Consider the following 23,218-nt stretch of genomic DNA (forward strand, 5'->3'; position numbering starts at 1 on the left):
GCCACGCACCGTTCGGCCTCGGCCCGCCGCCGGCCTCCTGTTCGCGCGGGCCGGGCGCGCCTCGCAGGTGCGGCGCGCGCCCGGCTCCCGCCGTGCCGCCAGACAGGTGCCGCAGGCAGCCTGCCCGGCGACGGACGTATCAGCGGTGGTGCACGGTGATCGTCCGCTCGGCGGTCACACCGTTGACGGTCACCCGCAGTACAGCGGTGCCGGCCCGCCGCGCGGTGAGCGTTCCGGTCGCGGGGTCGTAGGAGACGACCGGCGTGCCGTCGTGGTGACCGTGGTCGCGATCGCCACCCACCACGTCGACGCGGGTCCCGCTCCAGTCGGCGCTGACCGGCCAGGCCACCGGGACGGTACGGGTGCCGTCCTGAGTGAGCGTCGCCGACGCCTCGGCCCGGTCACCGACCGTGAGCGTGCCGGGCGCGTCGAGGGCCACCGAGTCGGCACGGGCGTGCACTTCCGCCCGCAGCCACATCTCCGAGTCGTCCGACGGGACGTCGAACGGGTCGGTGACGCGGCCCTCCTTCGGATCGATGCCCAGCATCGTCCAGCCGGTGAAGCCGCCGTCGTCGGGCGTGCCGGCCGGGTTCTTGCCGGAGTTCCCGTTGACCAGGTACGGAACACCGTCGATCGAGGTGGCGTTGAAGACGCCGACGTGGGAGCCGACGAACGCGGCCGACTTGTGGCTCTCGGCCCGGAAGTCGGCGAGCCACTGCTCCACCAGGGCGGCTTCCTTGCGGTCGCCGAGCTGGCTGGCCTTGTCCGCCAGCGGGTCCTCGGTGGGGTGGTGCTCGAACAGCACGACACCGCTGACGGACCGGTCCTTCGCCGCCGCCGCGAGCTGGTCGTGCAGCAGCTGGAGCTGGGCGAAGCCGCCGCCGCGCAGGGTGCCGCTGGAGGAGTCGAGGGTGATGAAGCGGGTGCCCTTGTCGTCGAAGACCGATGTGGTGTCGCCGAACTCGGCCTTGAAGTTGACGGTGGTCCCAGGACCCATCACCTCGTGGTTGCCGGGCACGTAGTGCCACGGGATGGTTCCACCGGTACGGGCGTCGAACTCGTCGAGCAGTTTGCGGGCGAGCGTGAAGTCGGCCGGCGCGCCCTCGTCGACGAAGTCGCCGTTGATGACCAGCAGGTCCGGCTTGGCCTTCGCGATCTCGGCGAGGGTGCGGCGGGCCGCCTCGACCAGCGGGCTGTCCGGGTCACGGGCGACGAACTGGGCGTCGGACATCACGGCGACGCGCAGCGGGCGGCCGTCGACGGTTCCGTCGGTCACCACGACCGGGTCGGCGACCTTCGGCTGGACGGGCAGTTGCACGTCGGGGGCGACCTTGACCCGCAGATCGCTGATCGTGACCGCGCCGGTGTAGGAGCGGGCGGCGCTGGTCTCCAGCAGCCGCACCCGCTGGAAGGTCAGCGGGTAGACGGTGCCCGTGGGCACCGGGAACTCGACCTTGCGCCAGCCGGTCCAGGTGATCAGGGGGCCGTCGAGGTTGGCGGTCACGCCGGAGCCGGTGCGGTACTGCAGCCGCGGCCACTCGCCGTTGCCGTCACCGTTGATCCACATGGTGACGGCCTGGGGCTGGCCGGTCAGCTGGATCTGCTGCGGCGGCACGGCGTACTGACCGCGGGTGGCCGTGGACTTGGTGAAGTCGTAGGTCAGGGCGAGACCGGGCGCGCCGTCGTGGCCGGGGGCCGGGGCGACCGATCCGCCGGGGGCGCGGTCGTTCGCGGACGTCCAGGACGCGGCGTCGGACAGGTCCGCGAAGGAGTTCTCGGCCAGGCCGACGGTGACCGCGACGTCCGTGGACATCTTCCCGACCGTCAGATGCAGCGTGGTGGAGGCGCCGTCGGCCAGGCCACGCACGGAGAAGGTGGCATCGCCCGTGGGCTGCACCGACACCACGCCCTCGCCGCCGGTGACCTTGACGTCGGACGCCTCGATCGGGGCGGAGTCGCCGAGGGCGTCGTATCCCGTCAGGGTCAGACGCGCTTCGCGCCCGGCGCCGTCCAGCGCCACCAGGCTGCTGCTCGGGGCGATCCGCACGGCGGGCGCGAGGACGGTCAGCTCGGCCGTGCCGGTGGCCCGGTGGCCGGACGACGCCACCACGCGGGCACTGCCGGAACGCCGGCCTGTGACGACGGCGGTGCCGTCCTTGCCGGGGTCGACCGACACCCGCCCGCCCTCGTCGCGCCACTGGACGCGGCCTGCGGGCAGCGGCGCGTACGTCTCGTCGTGGGCGAGGGCACGCACCGTACGGCGCAGGCCCGGGAAGACCTTGTCGGAACCGTTCGCCGACAGGGCGGGCAGCACGCGGAAGCCGCGTACGGTGCCGGAGCCGGGGGCCGCGAACAGCCCGAGCCCGTTGGCCACCTGCCGCTCCGAACCGTCGGACGGGCTGTTGATCAGGCCGGTCGTGTTCTCACCGGGCAGGCGGGCGGCCATGGTGGTCGAGCCGCCGCCGTCCATGTTCAGGGCGTTGGTGGCGCCCAGGCCCTTCATGAACGCGCCGAGTTCGTTGAGGTCCATGCCACGGCTGTTGGTCTGCTTGCCGTCGATCGCGACCAGGTACATGGTGCGGCCGTCGGCGGAGAAGCCCACGCTGGTGCGGGAGGTGGCGGTGACCGTGTCACCGTCGGTGAAGCGCTGCACCACACCGTTCGAGACCAGCACCTGGCCGCCGCCGACGGCGACCGCGACATCGCCGAAGTCGGCGCGCGGGCGGTAGGTGACGGCGACGGCCTCACCGGGCACGAGCGCGGCCAGCGCGTCGGCGCCCGCCTCCCGGCCGAGCAGCACGCTGGTGCCCGCGGGGATCGGATCGCTGCTGACGGAGGTGCGTACGTCGGTGACCTTGCCGTCGCGCAGCCAGACCTCGGCGACCCGGTCGGCGCCGTTCACGGGCTTGGTGCGCGGGGAGGGGCCCCACTGGTCGGTGAACAGGCCAATACCGCCCGCCGCCAGAACCGGGGAGTTGACGCTGGCCAGCTTCAGGTTCCGCTCGCCGCCGACCGTGACCTGGCCCTCCAGGAAGACCTGGGCGAGTCTGCCGAGGCCGTCCGCCCCGATGGCGACCGTCTGACCGCGGCCCTCGGTGGGCGAGTTGACGAGGCCGTCCTTGCGTGAAACCGCTCCGCCCACCGGGGCCTCGGTGTCGTTCATGTCGAAGTAGTCGCCATTGATCGCGGCGACGGCTCCGGTGCGCTTGGCCTGCTCGGTCACCCGGGACTTGCCCGTGACCGTGCCGGAGGAGATGTAGTCCACGCTCAGCCGGTCGTCGGCGAGGTCCGCGACGAGCACCTGCCCCCGCACCCACCCGTCGGTCCCGAACCGGTCGAATCGGGTGAGGTTCAGGCCAGGTGCGATCGGCGTCCGGTTCTCGTCGGTGACGATGGACTGGCCGGCGACACTGGGAATCAGCCCGTGGGAGGGGCTGCCCGGCTGCGGCGCGCCATAGGGGGCCGACACCAGGTTCCCGGGTGTGAGCGCCTGGGCGGTCGTCGCCATTCCGGCGCCGATGCTGAGCGCTGTGGCCAGGGCGAGAACAACAGCACCCCGCCGTGCCATGGAACGCGACTGTGAGACGACGGGGTCAAGACGGAGCGGCACTGACTGACTTCTTTCGGTTTTCATGCTGAAAGTCGTGGGCAGCGCTCAGTGCACGCACTGTGGGTGTTGGGGCAACGTGAAGTGTATGACCGTCAGCGGTGCAATGAGTGAACATTGGTCCGACGGATCGTGCGCCACCGGGGACGTTCCTCGTTCGCCTGGTCCTGGCCGGGTCAGCCGGCCGGGCCGCCCGGCGCGTCCCCGTCTCGTACGGCAGCCTCGGTGGTCCGGCGGAGAGACACGCGTCGGCAGGCGTCCGAGCGCCGAGTCGGCGCAGTCGGGCGCCGGTACGCGGTACCGAGGCGACCTGCCCCATTCATGGTGAATCGACCTGCGGGCGGCGTGCGTTCACACCGTCCGTCTCTGCTGGTGAGCCGACCCCGGCTGGGCCGTCATAAGCCGCGGGTGAGCCGCGGGCGGGCCGCGGGTGGGGAAGCCGACGCCACTGTCAGTACCCCCGGTTAGGGTGCCCGCCATGGACCGAAGACTGCTCACCGAATCGCTCACCGGTTCCTGGGAACACACCCGGTCGGCCCGCGACGCCCTCGTGGAACAGGGAATGGCTCGGGGAACGGCCGTCATCGAACCAGTGCTGGACGTACTGTGCGACGAGCAGTCCCCCGTCGACTGGACCGTCTCGGCGGACGTGCTGTGCAGGATCGGGGAACCCGCCCTGCTGCCGCTGGCGGACGCCGTCGCAGCGGCCGGCTCACCTGAGGTCGCGAGAAGGGCCGGTTGGGCGCTGGGACGGCTGAATGTGGTCGATCAGGGGGTCTACGCACCACTGCTGAACCACCCGTGCGCTCGCGTCCGGAGCAACGCCCTCTTCGCCTTCCAGAGATTGGGCGAGGCCGCCGTCCCCTTCGTCGACCGGTTGACTCCGCTGTTGGGAGACCCGGAACCCGAGGTCCGGCGGCGAGCGGTCTGGGCGTTCACGGCCATCGGCACCGAGGCCGTTCCCGCACTGCGGCGCCTGCGGCGAGAGCCGGCGACCGGGCCCAGGATCCGATCGGGCGCTCTGGAGGCACTCGCCGCCATGGGAGGACCGGCGGTGCTCGACGACGGCGACCTGGCGGCGTGGCGCCGGCTGACAAGAATCAAGAAGCGGACCGAGGTCCCGGCCGGCATGCATCTGTGCGGATCCTGGTACGCGGTTCCGAGCATCGACCAGGCAGCGGTGCTGGACGCGTTCGACCTGGCCGACCCTGAGCCGGTCACGTTCCGCACGGGCGAGGCGGCGTGGAACCACGACCACCACAACTGGGAACGGAACCGCCCGCACGACACTTGTGCGCGCGTCTACGTCAGCCCCGTACTGGACGGCTGGACGCTGGTCTTCGGCGACACCTCCCAGGACACACACCGCATCAAAGAGGCGGACGACGGTGACACGGCCCTGGCGGACGTCGTACGCGAGCGATGCACCGATCTCAGCCGCACGTTCGGAGCCGCACAGTGGTACGGGATGAGCTGCGGTGACGGCTGGACCGCCTGGTCGATCGCCGAAGCCGGAGAGGTGGTGCGCCACTACGACGCGTTCGACGCCGAGGAGGACGGCGACGAAGTCCCCTCGCACCCGGCCGAAGCCGGCTACCTCCTGCCGCACCAGGACGGCTTCCCCGACGACGCTTTCGACGGTGTGAACTTCTCGGATTCCGAAGCGTTCAGAGCGCGCCACCAACAAGTGAAGGAGGAGCTCCGGATCCCCGACACCTGCTATGCCAACGACATCGCGGCGCGACTGTCGGTCGATCCCGGAGCGCTGGGGGCGAACACCAGGGTGTCGGGTCAAGGGGTCCTCGCGCTGACCGCGTGCGGCCGGAAGCACGGTCACCCGGCTGGGGCACTGCCCGTGTGATGCGCTGTGCGGCCGCGGGCTGAGGAAGTCCGGCGACACCCGGCTCGGCCGCGTACGTCCGGTACCTCGCCGTGCCGAGGAGCGTCACCGCGAGATCCAGTGTCCGATCGGACGGTTCGACGCGGGGAAGTCTCGCCGAGATCTCACCGGGATCTCGCCGGGAATGGGGCGCGCGGAACCAGGGGGCCGCCGTCGCAGTCACGGTGAACGCCCTTGAGGCAGAGCCCTGTTGGCAGGATTGACAGGGACTCGCCAAGCCGGTTCACTGCGTCGGAGGCAGGTATGGACCAGGCTCGGCTCCCGCCCGGCTCACCGAAGGGCCGTCGGCTCCGGCCACGCCCGCCGACCGGCATCCCCCATCGTGAAATCGAGGCGAGTTCCGGTGTCCCTACGCAGAGCCGACATCGTTGTCAGACCACGCTTCCTCACCTTCCTGTTGACGGTCGTCCTCGCGTGCGCGGGGCTTGTCCCGGCCGCGGCGCCCGCGGCCGCCGCCACCCAGGTGTGCGTACTGGCCTGCGACACGCTGGACCCTTCACTGGCCCGGCAGGAGAGCTTTCCGGTACCGACCGAGAACCTCAACGGCCGTCGCCTCGAACTGCACGTCTCCGACGCGGACGACATGGCGTGGGCCAGCATCGACGACGGCGCGACCGGCGACTCGGTGTGGCTGGACCGCTCCTGGGACGGCGGCGCCACCTGGGAGGGGTTGCTCGGCAAGGCCGCCGTCCCGGGAACCTGGACCGGCACCAGGACGCTGATGTACAACATCACCGATCCCCGCAACCACCGGCGCGGGCTGGTCCGGGCCTGCGGCGACGCCGCCGCCGTCGGATGCACGAACTGGGCCTACCCCACCGTCTGCGACACGCTCTGCGACCGCACCGACGCCGGCCAGGCGGCCGGCGACGAACAGCCGGTGCCGTCCACCACTCTCTACGGCCGCACGATCCGCTTGCACGTCGACCAGAAGAACTCCATGGCCTGGGCGAGCATCGAATCCGGCGGTGGCGGCGACGAGATCTGGCTGGACCGCTCCTGGGACGGCGGCTCGACCTGGCCGGACGGCTCCTCCCTCGGCCGCACCGGCATTCCGTCCGCAGCCACCGGCACCCGCACCGCCATGTACGCCACCCGCGATCCACGCGGTCTCCTGTACGGCGGTGCGGTCCGCGCCTGCGGTCGCGAGGCCGGCCACCAGCAGGGCAGCTGCACCGCGTGGGCCAGGCCCGCGCCGACCCGGGCACGCGCCGCGGCTGACGCGCTCATGGCCTCGTACGACCCCTACAACGGCTGGTGGCCCAGCAGTTGGTGGAACTCCGCCGCCACCCTCACCTCCCTCGTCGACTTCGCCCGGACCACCGGCACACACGACTACGACTGGGCCGTCGCGCGCACCTACGAACGGAACAAGGGCGCCTTCGCCGCCGGCGTGCGCAGCTCGGACGCGATCGAGGGCCACTTCATCAGCCGTTCCATCGACGACTCGGGCTGGTGGGCCATCGCCTGGATCGACGCGTACGACTACACCGGCGACTCGCGCTATCTCGCCGAGGCCGTCACCATCGCCGACTACGTGCGGCAGTACTGGGATCCCGGCACCTGCGGAGGTGGCGTGTGGTGGGACCGGGAACGCACCTACAAGAACGCCGTGACGAACGGCCAGTACCTCTGGCTGACCACCGCGCTGCACCAGCGCATCCCGGGCGACACGGCATGGCTTCAGCGAGCCAGGACCGCCGCCGCCTGGTACAGGTCCAGCGGGATGATCAATTCCGCCGGGCTGGTGAACGACGGACTGTCCTCCGCCTGCGCCAACAACGGCGGCACCGTGTGGAGTTACAACCAGGGGCTGGCCATCGGCGGCTTCACCGAACTGTGGAGGGTCACCGGGGACGGTTCGCTGCTGACCACCGCGCGGGCCCTCGCCGACGCCGCTGTCAACAGCCCGACGTTGACCAGGGACGGAGTGCTCACCGAATCCTGCGACGTGGGCTCGGCGTCCTGCGACGACAATCAGAAGCAGTTCAAGGGCATCTTCATGCGGAACTTCGCCGACCTCGCGAAGGCCACTGGTTCCAGCACCTACCGGGGCTACATCCAGAAACAGGCGGACACGCTGTGGGCGCATGACCGCAGCCCTCTCAACGTCCTCGGTGAACGCTGGGCCGGCGCCCTCCCCAACCAGACCGACTGGCGTACCCAGGCCGGCGCCCTCGGAGCGCTCACCGCCGCCGCGGGCTGACGACCGGTTCGGGGAGCCGCAGCACGCGGAGCACCGAAGACGTCGGTCAGAGGTCACGGCAGGAGGGCACCGCGCCGCGCCCGCATTCCCGTGCGGACGCGGAGCGGTGCCCTCCCGCAAACCGTGACCAGCGGCTCTCGACCGCTCGCCCGTGCCGACTTCAGCTCATCGCAGGCTGTACCTCGGGCTCCGGCACCGCGCCGGTCGGGGCCTCACGCCGGAACACGTCTTTCAGGTAGAGCACGAGCGCGGCGCCGAGCACCCACACCGGCAGGATCACCAGAGCGCGGGACAGGCCGTCGTCCTGGAACCGGGACAGCCCCTGCATGGCGCGGACGCCCACCCCGACGGGCAGGATGTCGGACAGCGGGCGCAGCCACCCCGGAAGGTAGGCCGCCGGCATGATCCCGCCGCTGCTGCTGTTGCCGAGGATCAGCAGGAGTATCGAGGCGAGGCTGACACCCGCGGAGCCGCACAGCCGCAGCAGCACCATGGTCGTGGCGGCGACCGCGGCGCCCATCAGCGCGACGACGACGGCGAGGGGCAGGAAGGGTCCGGGCAGGGCATCGAAACCCGCACTCCCCGCGATCGTGGTGACCACGACGCCGCCGACGATGCCGAACAGGGCCAGGCTCGCCATGCGCCAGCGGTACTGGAGCCGGGGTGCGAGCTGATAGGTCGTCATGCCGAAGAGGTATCCGGCCAGCACCAGGCCGAACGCCGCGTAGAACACGGACAGACCCCGGGTGTCACCCGGCGCCGCCGGGGCCACGTCCTCGACGGTGAGTCCATGGTGCTCAGCGTGGGCGACGGAGCTGAAGGCGTTGGTCACGGTCGCGGTGACAGCGGCTCCGTTGGCGCTGCCGTACAGCAGCTCCCCTCTGCCGAGGTAGGCCGCGTACACGGACCTTTCCTGGACAGCCTGCCGGGCGGCGGATTCGTCGGGGTAGGTCTCGAGGGTGAAGCCGCCCGGGATGGCACGGGCGAGGCCAGCGCGCATGAGCGCCTGCTGCGTGCCTATCTCCGTCGTGCCCACGCGGAGCTCATGAGGGCGCGGGGCGTGGAAGGCGGCGAGATAGACACTCACGAACACGGTGCCGATCAGCAGGACGACCGCGGCGGGGAGCAGGACGGCACGTGGGGTTCCGGGACGAGGCGGCGCGTGGGCCACGTCCAGGGCGTGTTTGTGAGGCCGTCGGGCAGCGACTCGCTGGGACATCGATACGGTCCTAGAATAGAAGGCAACTGATAATATGTGTACATCACAATAAGCTGCCTTACAAATGGGATCCGCCACGTGAACCAACCCGACCGGCACACCGGCTATGTCGCCTGGCAGATCGGCCAGATCATGGCGTCGCGGATCGAGCGCACACTGCGCCCCTTCCAGCTGACCCTTGCCCAGAACAGCGCCCTGACCCAGGCCGTCCTCGATCCGGGTGTATCCAGCGCGACCGCCGCGCGCAGGGCCGCGATCACCCCGCAGTCCATGGGAACGGCGGTCACCGGGCTGGTCGAGCGAGGGCTCCTCGAGCGTCGAACCACCCCGCGCGACCGACGCACGCATCGGCTGCACGCCACGCAGGCCGGTCGGCGTCTCGCGGCGGAGGCCGGGAAGGCGGTGGCCGCCACCCACGCCGAAGCCCTGCAGTCGCTGACACCGACGGAGCAGGAGCAGGCGCACACACTGCTGCTCAAACTGTTGGCGTCACTGAACCCCTCGGCCGTGGACGACAGCACACCGTGACCGTGAGGGGTCCGCAGGCGAAGAGGATTGTGGTCGGTCGACCGGCACGCATGGCCTGACGCCGCACGACGGCATACGACACATCCTCGAAGTGAACGCCCACGGCGCGCCCGTCACGGCCGAGACCGGCCAGGTCGCGGGCACCGACCGCGCGGGCCCCGACGCGCTCGGCTGAGCCGAAGCGCGCCACCACCCCCACGGGAATCTCGCGCCACGAAGACGGGCGGCGGTCTCCGGGATGGGCCCCGACCGCCGCCCCGGCCGACGCCGAATCCCCGCAAGATCGACGACATCGCTTTTTTGCAGCTTTCTATGCGAGTTTTGCGCATCTCATGGACTTCTCTTACTGCCACTTCTAACCTTCTTGCGTCCGCTCCCCCCATGAGCCTCGAAGGACGTGCCTGTGACCCCCCATCACCCACGCAGATCCCTGCGACGCTGCATATGGGCGTCGATGTCGCTGACCCTGGTCGCCGCGGGCACGGTCGCCGCAGTGGCACTGTCCGCTCCCCGTGCCGCCGCGGCGGGGGTGCCCGCCCCGTCTCCCGTGGGAATTCCAGGCCGGGGCGCCACCGTTCCGTTCAAGGAACAGGAGGCCGAGTACGCCTCCACCAACGGCACTCTGATCGGGCCGGACCGTCTGTACGGCCATCTCGCCTCAGAAGCCTCCGGCCGACAGGCGGTAACGCTCGACACGGCCGGCGAGTACGTCGAGTTCACGCTGACCGCTCCGGCGAACGCCATGTCGTTCCGCTATTCGCTGCCGGACAACTCCGCCGGCACCGGCCGCGATGCCGGCATCGACCTGAAGGTCAACGGGAGCCAGCTCAAGAGTGTCCCGGTGACCTCCAAGTACGGCTGGTACTACGGCGGTTACCCGTTCAACAACAACCCCGGCGACACCAACCCGCACCACTTCTACGACGAGACCCGCACCATGTTCGGCTCCACGCTGCCCGCCGGCAGCAAGGTGCGCCTCCAGGTGTCGTCCACCAGTGACTCACCGACGTTCACCATCGACCTCGCCGACTTCGAGCAGGTGGGCGCGCCCATCGCCAAGCCGTCCGGTGCCCTGGACGTCGTCAGCGACTTCGGCGCGGACCCGACCGGAGCGTCGGACTCGACCGCCAGGATCCAGGCCGCTGTCGACGCGGGCAAGACACAGGGAAAGACGGTCTACATCCCGCAGGGAACCTTCAATGTGCGCGATCACATCGTCGTGGACCAGGTCACGCTGGCGGGGGCGGGACCCTGGTACAGCGTGCTGACCGGCCGTGACCCCTCGAACCGGGCGAAGGCTGTCGGGGTCTACGGAAAGTACTCCGCGCAGGGCGGCAGCAAGAACGTCGTGCTGAAGGACTTCGCCATCGTCGGAGACATCCGCGAACGTGAGGACAACGACCAAGTCAACGCCATCGGCGGCGCGTTGTCCGACTCGACGGTCGACAACGTGTGGATGCAGCACACCAAGTGCGGGGCCTGGATGGACGGGCCCATGAACAACTTCACCATCAAGAACAGCCGCATTCTGGATCAGACCGCCGACGGCGTGAACTTCCACATGGGCGTGACCAACTCCACCGTCACCAACACCTTCGTGCGCAACACGGGGGACGACGGTCTGGCGATGTGGGCGGAGAACGTCCCGAACGTCAAGAACAAGTTCACCTTCAACACGGTGATCCTGCCGATCCTCGCGAACAACATCGTGACGTACGGCGGCAAGGACATCACCCTCTCCGACAACGTCATGGCGGACACCATCACCAACGGCGGCGGTCTGCACATCGCCAACCGGTATCCCGGCGTCAACTCCGGTAGGGGCACGGCCGTCTCCGGTACCACCACGGCCAGCCGCAACACCTTGATCCGGGCGGGGAACAACGACTTCAACTGGCAGTTCGGGGTCGGTGCCGTCTGGTTCAGCGGCCTCAACGAGCCGCTCGACGCCACCATCAACATCTCCGACAGCGAGATTCTCGACAGTTCATACGCGGCGATCATGAACATCGAGGGCGCGACGCGAGGTCTGCACTTCGACAACGTACGGATCGACGGCGCCGGCACCTACGCGCTCCAGATCCAGGCACCCGGCACCGCGTCGTTCACCAACGTGACGGCCACCAACATCGGCCAGTCCAACCCGATCCACAACTGCATCGGTTCCGGGTTCCAGATCACCCGCGGGACGGGCAACAGCGGCTGGTACGCCGACCCGCCGGTCTGCACCGGCACCTGGCCCGACCCGAAGTGGACCAACAACGGCGTACCCGGCGACGGCACCCCGCCGCCCACCGACCCGCCGACCGATCCCCCGACCGACCCGCCCACCGACCCCGCGACCCTGAATCTCGCCAAGAGCCGGCCGGTGACGGAGACGAGCCACACCGACGTCTACCGTGCGGCCAACGCCGTGGACGGTAACGCCGACACCTACTGGGAAAGCGCGAACAACGCCTTCCCTCAGTCGGTCACCGTCGACCTCGGTGCCGCCAAGGCGGTCAAGCGCGTCGTTCTCAAACTTCCTCCCGCCGCCGCCTGGGCCACCCGTACCCAGACCCTGAGCATCCAGGGCAGCACCGACAACGGCACGTACAGCACCCTCAAGGCGTCGGCGGGCTACACGTTCAACCCGTCGAGCGGAAACAGCACGACCATCACCCTGCCCGGCACCTCCACCCGGTACCTGCGCGTCGTCGTCACGGGGAACACCGGCTGGCCGGCCGGCCAGCTCTCAGAACTGGAGGCCTACACCGGCTAGTGATGTCCCCGGGCCCGGACCGACCGGTCGACCGTACCGCGCTGAGGAGCCGCCGCCTCCACGGAGTCGGCGGCTCCGTCACGTGAGCACGCGGCGGAAACAGCGCCCCACCCTCGACCGGGCCCGCTTTAGCGATTCATTACCGCACCGAGGAGCTCTGTTGAACCGTCGGCGGTGCGCGAACGTTTGACAGAGCAGAGGACTTCCCCGCCGTGGCCGTCACCCGACGTCGCGGCTGCTGACCCAAGGAGTATGCACCGATGAGCGCTGAGCGCCTGAGCGACCGTCTGTCGAGCCACCAGCCCCTCGTTCTGGGCTTGTTCCGTATCGTCCTGGGCTTGCTGTTCGCCAGCGAAGGCGCCGCCACGGTCTTCGGAGTGCTGGACAGGCGGGCCAGCCCGGTCGGTGACTGGCCGTTCTGGTACGCCGGAGTGATCGAGCTGGTCTGCGGTGCGCTCGTCGTCCTGGGTCTCGCGACGCGCAGCGCGGCATTCCTCAGCTCGGGGATCATGGCGTTCGCCTATTTCACCGAGCACCAGCCGGACGGGCTCTTCCCGCTCCAGAACGGCGGCCTGTCGCCGGCGCTGTTCTGCTGGGGCTTTCTCCTGTTGGTCTTCTTCGGGTCCGGCGACCTGTCCGTAGCTGGTCTCGTCCGCCGCGCCGACACCACTCCCGGCTCCACCCGGCTCGCGCGCGAACGAGCCTCGTGACGCGCGGCGGTCGAGGTCGATCGGGGGACTGACCGGCGCCGCCCCGCGCCGGTCAGGGGCGATTCAGGCCCCACGTCTGCAGGGCAAAGGGCCGCCCCTTCTCCTCCCCCTTGATCAGCGGCACATCGAGCAGGCTGAAGCCCGTCCGTGTGGCTACGGCGACACTGGCGGCGTTCTCGGCCTCCAGCTCCAGAATCACTTGCTCCGCGCCCAGCTGCTCGAAGGCATACGCAGCCATCACCCCCACCGCCCGCGCCGCCAGCCCCTGACCGCGGTGCGCCGGCCCGACCGCGTAGCCGAGCTCCGTGCCCTCCGGGGCACGGCGCAGCATCACCTCACCGAGCGGCGCGCGGCCGTCCACGGTGATGGCGAGCAGGATGGCCGTACCCTCCGCCCGCAGCTGCCGGTCCCGGGCCAGCCGTGCGCGAGCGGCCGCCTCGTCGAAGGGCGAGACGATCGGCGTCCAGTACGCGATGTCGGTGTGGTCGAACAGGTCCGGCATCGCGACGAGGTCCGCTTCCGTCCAGTCGCGCAGGACAAGACCTGCCCCCTTGAGCTCGATCCGATCGGGAAAGGGCAACGCGGCGCTGCTCATGGTGAGGGACCTCCCTGGCCTGTTCAGGACGAGACAGGATATCCGGGGACAGTCATCGGCTCACAGCGCAGGCAGGCGACGCAGCGCGGGCCCACGCGATCAGGAGCTGGGCATCGACTCCACCCATCGGGCGCGCCAGGCGGGTGCGGTGAACGGTTCCGCGAAGTACTGGGTCTCGTGGGCGACCTTGCCCTCGCGGAATTCCATGATGCTGATGGTGGGTGTGGGATTCCCGTCGTAGTTGATCACGTATTCGGTGATCCAGAGATCCCCGCCACCGAGAATCCGGCGAACGGTGAAGTCCAGCCTGGCCGGGTGGCTGGAGCGCAGCGCCTGTAGATTGCCTCGGCCCTGGATGCGCTCACCCGACTGGGGATAGTCGGTGATGACGTCATCGTGATAGATCTCGTGCTCGGTGTCCTGGTCCCCGGCAGCGGACGCGGCCCAGTGCCGGTCCAGCGCCGCGCGGGTCTCCTGGTCCCCCATCGCGTTCCCTCCGATCACAGGGATGTCGGACGAGATCCATTTCCGGTGTCCCAGCCTCCTGCCCACCAGCGTAACCCTGGCGATGGCGGCCGGCGCGTGCCCTGTCGTGCCTGCTCAGGGGCCGTCCGGGACGGGCGCCCCGTCTCTCGTCGTCATGCGGTCACCGCAACGACCCGTTGCATGCGGCCTGGGGGGAGTGGTCCGCGACGCTGGCATTCGGGAGCCGTTCGAGCGCGAGCAGTGGCGGCCCCGGCGCCGCTCACGGCGCATACGAACGCATACGAATATGTCGGCCGCACAACAACTGCCCTTCGGCACAATGACCGCCCCTCGATCTGTGCCATGAGCCGCTTGCATCAGGACATGATCGACTGCGGTGCCTCAACCCCCACATACGGTTCGGGTCATGAATTTCTCCTTGCCTGCCCGTCCTTTGCCGCCTCCGGAAAGCAGGATCGCGCGTCCACTGCTCGGCCCCAGTTGGTTCGCGGCCGTGATGGGTACCGGCATCGTCGCCGATGCGGCGGCCACCTTGCCGCGGAGTTTCCACGGGCTGCGCGCCGCCGCCACGGTGGTCTGGCTGGGCGCCGCGCTGCTGCTGGTCGTGCTGGCCGTCGGTTACCTGCGGCAGCGGACTCTGCGGTCGCACGCCACCGATCCGGTGACGGCCCAGTTCTTCGGTGCGCCGCCGATGGCGTTGCTCACCGTGGGTGCCGGGTCGCTGCTGCTCGGCCGACAGCTGATCGGGGCCGAGGCCGCGCTGGCCGTCGACTGGGTGCTCTGGTCGCTGGGTACCGTGCTCGGCCTTGCCACAGCCTGCGCGGTGCCCTATCTGATGATCACTCGGCACCGCTTCGAGCCGGACGCCGCGTTCGGCGGCTGGCTGATGCCGGTGGTGCCGCCGATGGTCTCCGCCGCGACGGGCGCCCTGCTCGTCCCCCACGCACCGGCCGGTCAGCCGCGGCTCGCCCTGCTGCTGGGCTGCTACGCGATGCTCGGACTCGGCCTCGTCGCGGCACTGCTGGTGCTGGCGATGGTCTACGCCCGCCTGGTGCACCACGATGCCCCCACCGGAACGGTGGTGCCCACGGTGTGGATCGGCCTGGGGGCGTTGGGCCAGGCGGTGACGGCGCTCGGCGCGCTGGCCGCGGTGGCGCCGAGCGCGCTGCCCGCGCCCTACGCGCGGGGCTGCGCGGTCTTCGCGCTGCTGGGAGGCATCGTGGTGTGGGGTTTCGCCATGCTGTGGCTGGCGCTCGCGACCGGGTTGACCGCACGGACGATCCGGACCGGACTGCCCTTCGCACCTACGTGGTGGTCGTTCATCTTCCCCGTCGGCGCCTGTGTGACGGCCACCAGCGCCCTCGCGGCACGGACCGGTTCGGAGCCGTTCATCTGGACGGCAGTGGCGTTCTACGCGCTGCTCGTCATCGCCTGGGTGGTGGTGTCCGGCCACTCCCTGCGCCACGCTGCCGGGCACACACGCCGCCGGCCCGTCGAGGAGGACGGCTCGTACGCCTTGACCCCTCTCGAAGGCGACCGCTAGACCGTCGTAGCCGCTGGTAGACCCTCACGGGTCAAGCACGTGGCAGGACCGGCGGAGCCGCGGGCATCCGGCCGAGCCACGCACAGGGGCCTCACGGCAGGTGGGACTCCAGCGCCTTGCGCATCGCGGCGAGCCGAGCCATTTGCTCCCCCATGCCGCGTGTTCCGGCCAACGGAGTGCGAGCGTGCGGCCAGATGGCCCGGACGAGCCCGACGTGTCGGGCGCCGCCGAGGGCAACGACCGGATCAAGGCCCATGATTCCGCGCAGAGTTGCCTGCTCCCGCAGAAGTCGGGCCGTCACGGAGCCGACCGCGCCATGGGGTGTGTCGTACGGCTCGATCACGTCGTCGAGGTCGAGCAGGCCGTGGCGTGCGGAGAGGATGAGCAGTCGGTCGGGCCGCAGCGCTTCGGCCCCCTTGCGGCACGCACGGTGGTATGAGCCGACGTACATGTCGGCCGCCGGTGCCGGCCGGTCCAGTTTGCGGCTACCGCACGGGATGACGACGAGTTCGGGTCTGTTGCAGTCGAGGTGGTCGTTCGCGGTCATGTCTGTGTTCCTGCCTGTCGTCATATCGGTCGTCCTGCCCGTTCGCGTGAGACGCCAGTGGTCGTGACGGTGTACGCGCCTGGTGTGCGTCACGTCCGAGGCCGACGTAGGTGACGTGTCGACCCGGCGCTGGGACCGCTCGTCGGGAGTGAGCTCGTTTCCATGACATCGACAACCAGGTTCTGGACTGCGGCGACCCCCGTCCGCAGGGACGCCAAGCCCTCGGATCAGGACGTGCCGTATCCGGTCCGGACACCTCGGATGTGCGATCGCGGCGTGCCACGCGCAGGCGGCCTGCCCGGTGCGATGTCCCGATGTGATGCCGCCATGGCCTTTTCACGTGTCCTTCTCGGACCCCTCGATGCCATAACGTCGGCGATGCGACACAGACGGGCATATCGCCTCCTACAGGAACGAAGGGGAAGCGACTCGCCTGGACACCACGGGGGACGACCAGGCAGTTCGGCTGCGTCCGGCACAGTTCGACCTCAATGAGGAAAGAAGGCGATCCACACAGTGGCGTCGCAATCACATGCCGGGGATCCGGTGATGCGTGGGCTGGAGTTCGGCCTCAACGAATGGCTCGTCGACGAACAGTACGAGCGATACCGGCACGACCCCGACTCGGTCGACGAGACATGGCGAGACTTCTTCGCCTCTCCGGCGTCCGTACCCGGTCAGCGGGCGCGCAACGGCACGACGACGGCGCGTGACGGCACGGACGAGGCGGCGATCAAGGCGGTCCGCGTCGCGGCACTCATCCAGGCGTACCGAGTACGCGGACACCTGATGTCCGACACCGACCCGCTCAAGATGAAGCCGGCGGCCGCACACCCGGACCTCGGCCTCACGGCATTCGGACTCCGGAACGACGAACTGGAGAAGGAGTTCGTCGTGGACGGGTTCGCCGGGCAGGTCACCATGACACTGCGGAACGTGCTGAATCTCCTCCAGGAATCCTATTGCCGCACCGTCGGCACCGAGTACATGCACATCCAGGCCTCCCGGGAGCGTCGCTGGATCCAGCAGCGGATCGAATCCCCTCAGCCCCGGCCGGACCGCGGCGAACAACTGCAGATCCTCTACCGGTTGGGCGCGGCGGAGGCCTTCGAGACGTTCCTGCAGACGAAGTACGTGGGCCAGAAAAGGTACTCGCTCGAAGGCGGCGAGTCGGCGATCGTCCTGCTCGATGCCCTGCTGCTCCGCTCCATCAGGAACGGAGTGAAGGAAGCCGTCATCGGTATGGCCCACCGAGGCCGGCTCAACGTGCTGGCCAACATCATCGGCAAGTCCTACGCGGAGATCTTCGATGAGTTCGAGGACGCGGCGGACATCCGGTCGGTCCAGGGATCCGGCGATGTGAAGTACCACCTCGGTGCGGAAGGAACGTACCGCGCCCTGGACGGCGGCACGATCGCCGTGTCCGTCGTGGCGAAACCCTCGCATCTGGAGATCGTGGGGCCGGTGGCCCAGGGCGTCGTGCGCGCCAAGCAGGACGGGGCCGCGGACGCGGGCGAGACCTTCCCCATATTGCCGATCGTCGTCCACGGCGATGCCGCGTTCGCGGGTCAAGGTGTCGTCTCCGAGACGCTGAACATGTCACAGCTGCCCGGCTACCGCACCGGCGGGACGGTTCACCTCGTCATCAACAACCAGCTCGGCTTCACGACCTCGCCCGCCGGCGCCCGTTCGAGCACCTACGCCACCGATGTGGCCAGGACGGTCGACGCCCCGATCTTCCACGTCAACGCCGACGACCCCGAGGCCGTCGCCCGGGTCGCACGGCTGGCCTTCGACTACCGCCAGACGTTCCACAAGGACGTCGTCGTCGATCTGGTCTGCTACCGGCGCCACGGGCACAGCGAGGTCGACGATCCATCCATCACGCAGCCGGCGATGTACGACCGTATCGGCGCCGGCGCTTCGGTGCGCAAGCTGTACGCCGAGGCACTGGTCCGCCGCGGCGACCTCGACGAGCGGCAGGTGGAAGGCGCGCTGCGGAACTACCGGGGGCACCTCGAGCAGGCCTTCGTCGAGACCCGGGCACCGTCGGTGCCCGACTCCCCGGCGCCCGTCGATTCCCTGCGCGCCGGGGTCGGGGCCGGCCGTACGGCGGCGACCGCGATCACGGAGGCGACCGCACGGCACATCACCGCTTCCCAGACGGCTCTGCCACGGGACTTCACCGTGCACGCACGCGTACTGCCGCAGCTCCAGAGGCGTAGCACGATGCTGGACGAGGGAACGATCGACTGGGCCACCGCGGAGACACTGGCCATCGGCTCCCTGCTGCTGGACGGGGTTCCGGTGCGGCTGGCGGGACAGGACTCCCGCCGCGGCACGTTCGGACAACGCCACGCCGTCCTCATCGACCGGCACACCGGCGTGGAGCACACGCCACTGGGCTCCCTCGGCTCACAGGCCGCCGGCTTCGCACCGTACGACTCGACGCTGTCCGAACTGGCGGCGCTGGCCTTCGAGTACGGCTACTCACTGGCCCGGCCCGACGCTCTGGTGCTGTGGGAAGCCCAGTTCGGCGACTTCGCCAACGGCGCCCAAGCCGTCATCGACGAGTACATCTCCTCCTCCGAACAGAAGTGGGGGCAGCGCTCCGGGGTGACGCTGTTGCTGCCGCACGGTCTGGAGGGCCAGGGACCCGACCACTCCTCCGGCAGGGTCGAGCGTTTCCTCCAACTGTGCGCGCAGGGGAACATGACCGTCGCCATGCCCTCCCTGCCGGGCAACTACTTCCATCTGCTCCGGCAGCAAGCGCTCGGCAGCCGCAGAAGACCACTGGTCGTCTTCACTCCGAAGTCGATGCTGCGGTCGAAGGCCGCGACCTCTCCGCTGACCGAACTCACCACGGGCGCGTTCCGTACGGTGCTACCGGACCGGACGGCCGAAGCGGCCCGGATCAAGCGGGTGTTGATCTGCGCGGGCAAGGTCTTCTACGACCTGGACGCCCACCGGCGAAGTTCCGGCCTGTCGGACACCGCGATCGTCCGTCTGGAGCGTCTGTACCCGTTCCCGGAGGAGGAGTTGAGCGGCGAACTCGGCCGCTTCCCCGCCGACGCCGAGGTGCGATGGGTGCAGGAGGAGCCGGAGAACCAAGGAGCGTGGTCGTTCATGGGGCCACATCTGCACCGGCTGACGGGCCGGCCCGTCGGACGCGTGAGCCGGGCGCGGTCCTCGGCCCCCGCCGTCGGCTCCGCCCGGCGTCATGCCGGCGAGCAGAGGGACCTCGTGGAATCGGCCTTCCGCTGACAGGTGCCACCTCCTACGGCGCGCAGGACGGACCGTGCAGCGCGGCGCGGGCCCTTCGGGAGCGGTACCCCTCGACCAGATCCGAGGAGTACCGCTCGCAGCGGGCCGACACCTCAGCGCGGTGCGGGGCGTCCGACGGGCCTCAAGGGGGCCACCCCTCGGGCGGCGGAGCCGTCAGGTCACCGACCATCAGGGTGTTGTGCCTCGGACACCGCATCCCGCGTTCCCACGCCGGTCGTTCGGAAGCCGGCCCGGAAGGCGCCAGGCGTCACCCCGAGATGTCGCACGAACGCCCTGCGGAGCGACTCGGGCGAGCCGAACCCCGTGTGCCGCGCCACCGCCGCCATGGGCTCGTCGCCCGTCTCCAGCATCACCTGGGCAGCTTCCAGCCTGACCTGCTCCACATACCGCGCGGGAGTGGTTCCCGCCTCTTCGTGGAAGAGGCGGGTCACGTGACGGACACTGACGCCTGCCCTGCGGGCCATGGCTGACAGGGTGTGGTTGGCCCCGGGGTTCTCGGCCACCTCGTCCAGGACCCGGCGGAGAGTCTCCTGGCGGGTGTGCGGAGCCCGGGCGCGGACGCTGAACTGGGACTGGCCACCCGGTCGCTGCATGAAGACGACCATGTCCTTGGCAACCGCCCGGGCGACCTGCGCACCGTAGTGATCCTCGACGAGTGCCAAGGACAGGTCGATACCGGCGCTGACACCTGCCGAGGTCAGCATCCGTCCGTCGCGCACGAAAATGGCGTCCGGTTCGACCCGCACGGACGGGAAACGCAGGGCCAGTTGCCGCGCGTGCCGCCAGTGGGTCGCGGCGCGACGGCCGTCCAGAAGTCCGGCCGCGGCCAGCAGGAACGCCCCCGTGCAGACCGACGCCGTACGGTGGGCCTTCTCGTTCAGTTGCCGGACGACGTCCAAGAGCGCGTCGTCCTTGATCAGCGTTTCCCATTCCGGGCCGCCCGGGACGAGCAGAACGTCGTACGGCTCACGTACGTCGGCTACGGAAAGGTCCGCGCTGAGACGGAGGCCGGCGGAAGTGATCACCGCTGCCCCGTCCTCGGACGCGATCTGCACCCGGTAGTGCCCGCCGAAATCGTTCGCCGAGGTGAACACCTCGACGGGACCGGTCACATCCAGCAGTCGCACCCCGGGGAAGACGAAAACCGTCACCGTGAGCGGGCCCGCTCCAGTGTGCTTGCGGTTCATCGGGTGCCTCCGGGCCGTGCGTCGTGGTGCGCACCGTCGCACGTGCCCTGGGGGACGCGGAACGGAGTGTCCTCATGGGTCTGTCGGCCGGTCGCACCGTGTCCAACCTGGCGAAGCGCCGGTCGGTGAGTGCTCCGGGACGGCTCAGGGACCGGATCCCAGGCGGCGCCGAACCGCCGTCATCACATCTCTGCACGCCCATCATGCGCCCGTGACCGGCACCGACGCCACGACAGGCTGCCTCCCAGCTAGGAGGAGACGCCTCCCAGGTCCCGCGTCGGAATCGGAGCATCCCGGCCGGACAGGGGTCTGCGAGGCGACGGACGCCTTGGCCTTCGTGGCTCGGACCGGCTACTCCGGCCGGTGGCCGCCCTGTTGGCCAGGGGTCGTTCCGTTCGGTTCGGGCCCACCGCGTGCGATCCGCGCCAGATCGGTCATCAACGAGTCCAGCCACGACACGGTCGCGTAGTACAGCCGCGGTGCGCCGGGCGGTCCCGAGGCGAACCCCTCGACGGCAGGGGCGATCCGCGGCACCGGCGCGGTCGGGGTGTCGCCACCGGGATCCAGCGCGGCCGAGACGAGCAACATACGCCCGCACACCCGGTCCCCCAGCCCGCCGACGGACTCGGCGGCCGCTGGGACCAGCCGGGCGAGCGGTGGTTCCAACAGACGTTGCGACCCCCACAGCGTGTGGTGACCGGCCATCAGCGTCGCCTGCCAGTCCACTCCGGGCAGGGCCTCCCCGCGCCCCCTCCCCCACCCTCCGAAAGGTGCCGGTTCGCTCTGGAACTGGGCGTACGCGGACTCCGCGAGGATCACCGCCTGCCCCAGCGAACGATGGCTGGGCACCCCGAACGTCGTGGCCGCCGTCCCCCCGGCCGCCACCGAGGCACTGGTCGCCACCACGATCTCGGCTGCCCTGCGAAGGAGTTCCGCCGCCGCGTTGCGCAGCTCGTCGTGAGCACCGCGCGGCCACGCCAGCAGGCCGAAGACGGCGCCGATCGCGCTGCCGATCAGGACGTCCAGCAACCGGACCTCCGCCAGCCGCCACGTCGGCGGCGCCAACTGGGCGAAGACCAGGGCGACGAGCACGGTGAAGAAGCCCTGCGCCCAGCCGACCCCTCTGACCGGCCCCACCGTGAAGGCGAACAGCATCCACACCGGCAGTACGGCGGCGTACACCGCGGTGTCGGCACCCACCAGATTCAGCAGCCCCGCGCTCACCAACGCCCCGGCCAGGGTTCCCGCGAGCGCCAGCCGGATGGTCCTCCAGGTTTCGTCCATGGTGGTCCGGGTGAGGGTGAGGGTCGCCAGCATGGCCCAGAACCCGTGCGGCAGCGTGTCCACCCCGGCCACGAGCCTGGCCGCCGTCAAGGCGACAGCGAGACGAGCGGCGTTCTGGAAGAACACCGACCGGCGCCCGGCGTGGCCGCGCAGCCGGTGCCACCACAGGCTCGGCGCCCAGGCCCTGGCGTACCAGAAGCGACCCGGCGAGACCTCCACCGCCGCCCGCCGACCGCGCATCGCAAGATCTGCCGCCGTTCCCATGGCAAGCGCCGCGTCGGCGATCTCCAGCACGGCGGCATGCCGACACAGGACGGCAGGCGGGAACTCCTGCGCGGGAACGGTCCCGTCCGCGAGCGGGATGGCGGCTGCCGTCGTGGGCGCGGGAGCGGCACCACCGGACAGACGCCACAGGTGCGCGCGTGCCGCGACCAGGTCCTCGTACGCGGTCACGGGCGACGGTCCCTGCCTCAGACAGCTCGCGGTCGCTGTGGACACGCACGTGACCGCGTGCAGTACGGCGGTCACGTCGGGGCCCGGATCGCCGCCCGGCGCGCCGGACAGTTGTGCCAGTCTGCTGAGCAGGGTGCGGGTCGCCAGCCCCGTGTGGGCGAGAGCACGGTCGCGCACTCCCGGTCCCGCGGGACGATCCGCCTCCGGCACGGTCAGGGACCGCAGCGCCCGCCCGATGTCACGGGCCGCTCTGCGGTCTGCCTCGTTCAGGGCGTACGGAGGCGCGGCCAGCAGCGTCGCGCAGTGCGCGGCGGCCTGTGCGGCCCGGGCGGCGCGCTCGCGGTAGGGCGGCGGGGTGGGCTCGGGAAGGATCAGCGCCTCGGCGGCGATGAAGAGGGCCAGCCCTGTGGTCGTCCCGACCAGCCGGTCGCCGAGCGAGCCGGGATCGTACGGGGGAAAGGACGGCAGGATGTAGAGGAGCTGCAGGCCCGGTGCCGCCCCCGCCGGGCGTGGCCCGCCCACAGCGGCGAAGGCCAGCGTGAAGCCGACGACGAGCATGCCGACGACGGCGCTCCAGGTCCGTGCCGACAGATAGGTCCCGACGACCACCAGCACCCAGCACACCGGCACCAGGCGCAACGTCAGCACGGCGCACTGACGCCCGGTGCCGGGGAGCTTGGCGAGTCCGCCCAGCGCCACAGCGGCGAACAGGGCGTAGGTGGCCGCGACGGGGCGGTCGAGGCCGTAACGGAAGAAGTAGAAGCCCGTCGCGGCGACCAGGGTCACGCGCACGGCCCGGCGGCCCGAAGCCGCGTAGGCCGCCCGGATCCGACCGGCCGCGGCACCCCACACCTCTACAGGATCACGCAGCACCCGGCGCCCGGCACATTGATCGTCGAGTCGGCCC

General features: G+C 70.2%; 13 protein-coding genes and 2 pseudogenes. 8 read left to right on the top strand and 7 right to left on the bottom strand.

Annotation, left to right across the window (positions count from 1 at the left end; translation table 11 throughout):
• Positions 1-139 precede the first annotated feature (139 nt).
• Positions 140-3,568: a phosphodiester glycosidase family protein gene (locus tag ACFV0T_RS35730; RefSeq protein ID WP_385788687.1), complete on the bottom strand. Its 3,429-nt coding sequence runs from the start codon at positions 3,566-3,568 to the stop codon at positions 140-142.
• Positions 3,569-4,085: 517 nt separating this feature from the next.
• Between ACFV0T_RS35730 and ACFV0T_RS35735 the strand changes: the two genes are divergently transcribed.
• Together ACFV0T_RS35735 and ACFV0T_RS35740 are read left to right on the top strand one after the other, a co-directional pair.
• The gene (locus ACFV0T_RS35735) at positions 4,086-5,468 is read left to right on the top strand and encodes a HEAT repeat domain-containing protein (protein WP_385788689.1); all 1,383 of its coding nucleotides are present in this window, start codon (positions 4,086-4,088) and stop codon (positions 5,466-5,468) included.
• Positions 5,469-5,850: 382 nt separating this feature from the next.
• The gene (locus ACFV0T_RS35740) at positions 5,851-7,713 is read left to right on the top strand and encodes a glycoside hydrolase family 76 protein (RefSeq protein WP_385788691.1); all 1,863 of its coding nucleotides are present in this window, start codon (positions 5,851-5,853) and stop codon (positions 7,711-7,713) included.
• Positions 7,714-7,873: 160 nt separating this feature from the next.
• Here the strand turns inward: ACFV0T_RS35740 and ACFV0T_RS35745 are convergent, their stop codons facing one another.
• Positions 7,874-8,932, bottom strand: coding sequence for an ABC transporter permease (locus ACFV0T_RS35745; protein WP_385788693.1), 1,059 nt, complete (start codon positions 8,930-8,932; stop codon positions 7,874-7,876).
• 78 nt (positions 8,933-9,010) lie between these two features.
• On the opposite strand from ACFV0T_RS35745, the gene ACFV0T_RS35750 reads away from it, so the two are divergent.
• From ACFV0T_RS35750 to ACFV0T_RS35760, 3 genes are all read left to right on the top strand, one after another.
• Complete coding sequence (locus ACFV0T_RS35750) at positions 9,011-9,460, top strand: MarR family transcriptional regulator (RefSeq protein WP_385788694.1); 450 nt, start codon at positions 9,011-9,013, stop codon at positions 9,458-9,460.
• 454 nt (positions 9,461-9,914) lie between these two features.
• Positions 9,915-12,221, top strand: a complete 2,307-nt coding sequence (locus ACFV0T_RS35755) for a discoidin domain-containing protein (protein ID WP_385788696.1) — start codon at positions 9,915-9,917, stop codon at positions 12,219-12,221.
• A gap of 260 nt (positions 12,222-12,481) precedes the next feature.
• On the top strand, positions 12,482-12,931 hold the full coding sequence (locus ACFV0T_RS35760) for a DoxX family protein (protein ID WP_385788698.1): 450 nt from the start codon (positions 12,482-12,484) through the stop codon (positions 12,929-12,931).
• Positions 12,932-12,983: 52 nt separating this feature from the next.
• On the opposite strand, the gene ACFV0T_RS35765 is transcribed toward ACFV0T_RS35760, so the two are convergent.
• Together ACFV0T_RS35765 and ACFV0T_RS35770 are read right to left on the bottom strand one after the other, a co-directional pair.
• Entirely contained in the window at positions 12,984-13,526 is a 543-nt protein-coding gene (locus ACFV0T_RS35765; protein ID WP_385788700.1) for a GNAT family N-acetyltransferase, read from the bottom strand.
• Between the two features lie 99 nt (positions 13,527-13,625).
• Positions 13,626-14,012 (bottom strand): nuclear transport factor 2 family protein, encoded by a 387-nt coding sequence (locus ACFV0T_RS35770; protein WP_385788702.1) that lies wholly within the window; start codon positions 14,010-14,012, stop codon positions 13,626-13,628.
• Between the two features lie 406 nt (positions 14,013-14,418).
• Here ACFV0T_RS35770 and ACFV0T_RS35775 point away from each other — a divergent pair, with 406 nt between their 5' ends.
• Positions 14,419-15,555 carry a TDT family transporter gene (locus tag ACFV0T_RS35775; RefSeq protein WP_385788704.1) on the top strand — a complete coding sequence of 379 codons (1,137 nt, stop codon included), beginning with the start codon at positions 14,419-14,421 and terminating at the stop codon, positions 15,553-15,555.
• A gap of 91 nt (positions 15,556-15,646) precedes the next feature.
• On the opposite strand, the gene ACFV0T_RS35780 is transcribed toward ACFV0T_RS35775, so the two are convergent.
• Entirely contained in the window at positions 15,647-16,102 is a 456-nt protein-coding gene (locus tag ACFV0T_RS35780; RefSeq protein WP_385788706.1) for a DUF6884 domain-containing protein, read from the bottom strand.
• 549 nt (positions 16,103-16,651) lie between these two features.
• On the opposite strand from ACFV0T_RS35780, the pseudogene ACFV0T_RS35785 reads away from it, so the two are divergent.
• Positions 16,652-16,717, top strand: a pseudogene (locus tag ACFV0T_RS35785) (hypothetical protein); the annotation flags it as partial.
• Between the two features lie 9 nt (positions 16,718-16,726).
• Positions 16,727-19,366 (top strand): annotated as a pseudogene (locus ACFV0T_RS35790) (multifunctional oxoglutarate decarboxylase/oxoglutarate dehydrogenase thiamine pyrophosphate-binding subunit/dihydrolipoyllysine-residue succinyltransferase subunit); the annotation flags it as partial.
• Positions 19,367-19,545: 179 nt separating this feature from the next.
• On the opposite strand, the gene ACFV0T_RS35795 reads toward ACFV0T_RS35790, so the two are convergent.
• Positions 19,546-20,574 carry a GlxA family transcriptional regulator gene (locus ACFV0T_RS35795; protein WP_385788708.1) on the bottom strand — a complete coding sequence of 343 codons (1,029 nt, stop codon included), beginning with the start codon at positions 20,572-20,574 and terminating at the stop codon, positions 19,546-19,548.
• A 351-nt stretch (positions 20,575-20,925) separates the two neighbouring features.
• On the bottom strand, positions 20,926-23,184 hold the full coding sequence (locus ACFV0T_RS35800; protein ID WP_385788710.1) for an FUSC family protein: 2,259 nt from the start codon (positions 23,182-23,184) through the stop codon (positions 20,926-20,928).
• Between the last annotated feature and the right edge of the window lie 34 nt (positions 23,185-23,218).

It is taken from the genome of Streptomyces sp. NPDC059582, assembly GCF_042735715.1.
Lineage (GTDB): Bacteria > Actinomycetota > Actinomycetes > Streptomycetales > Streptomycetaceae > Streptomyces.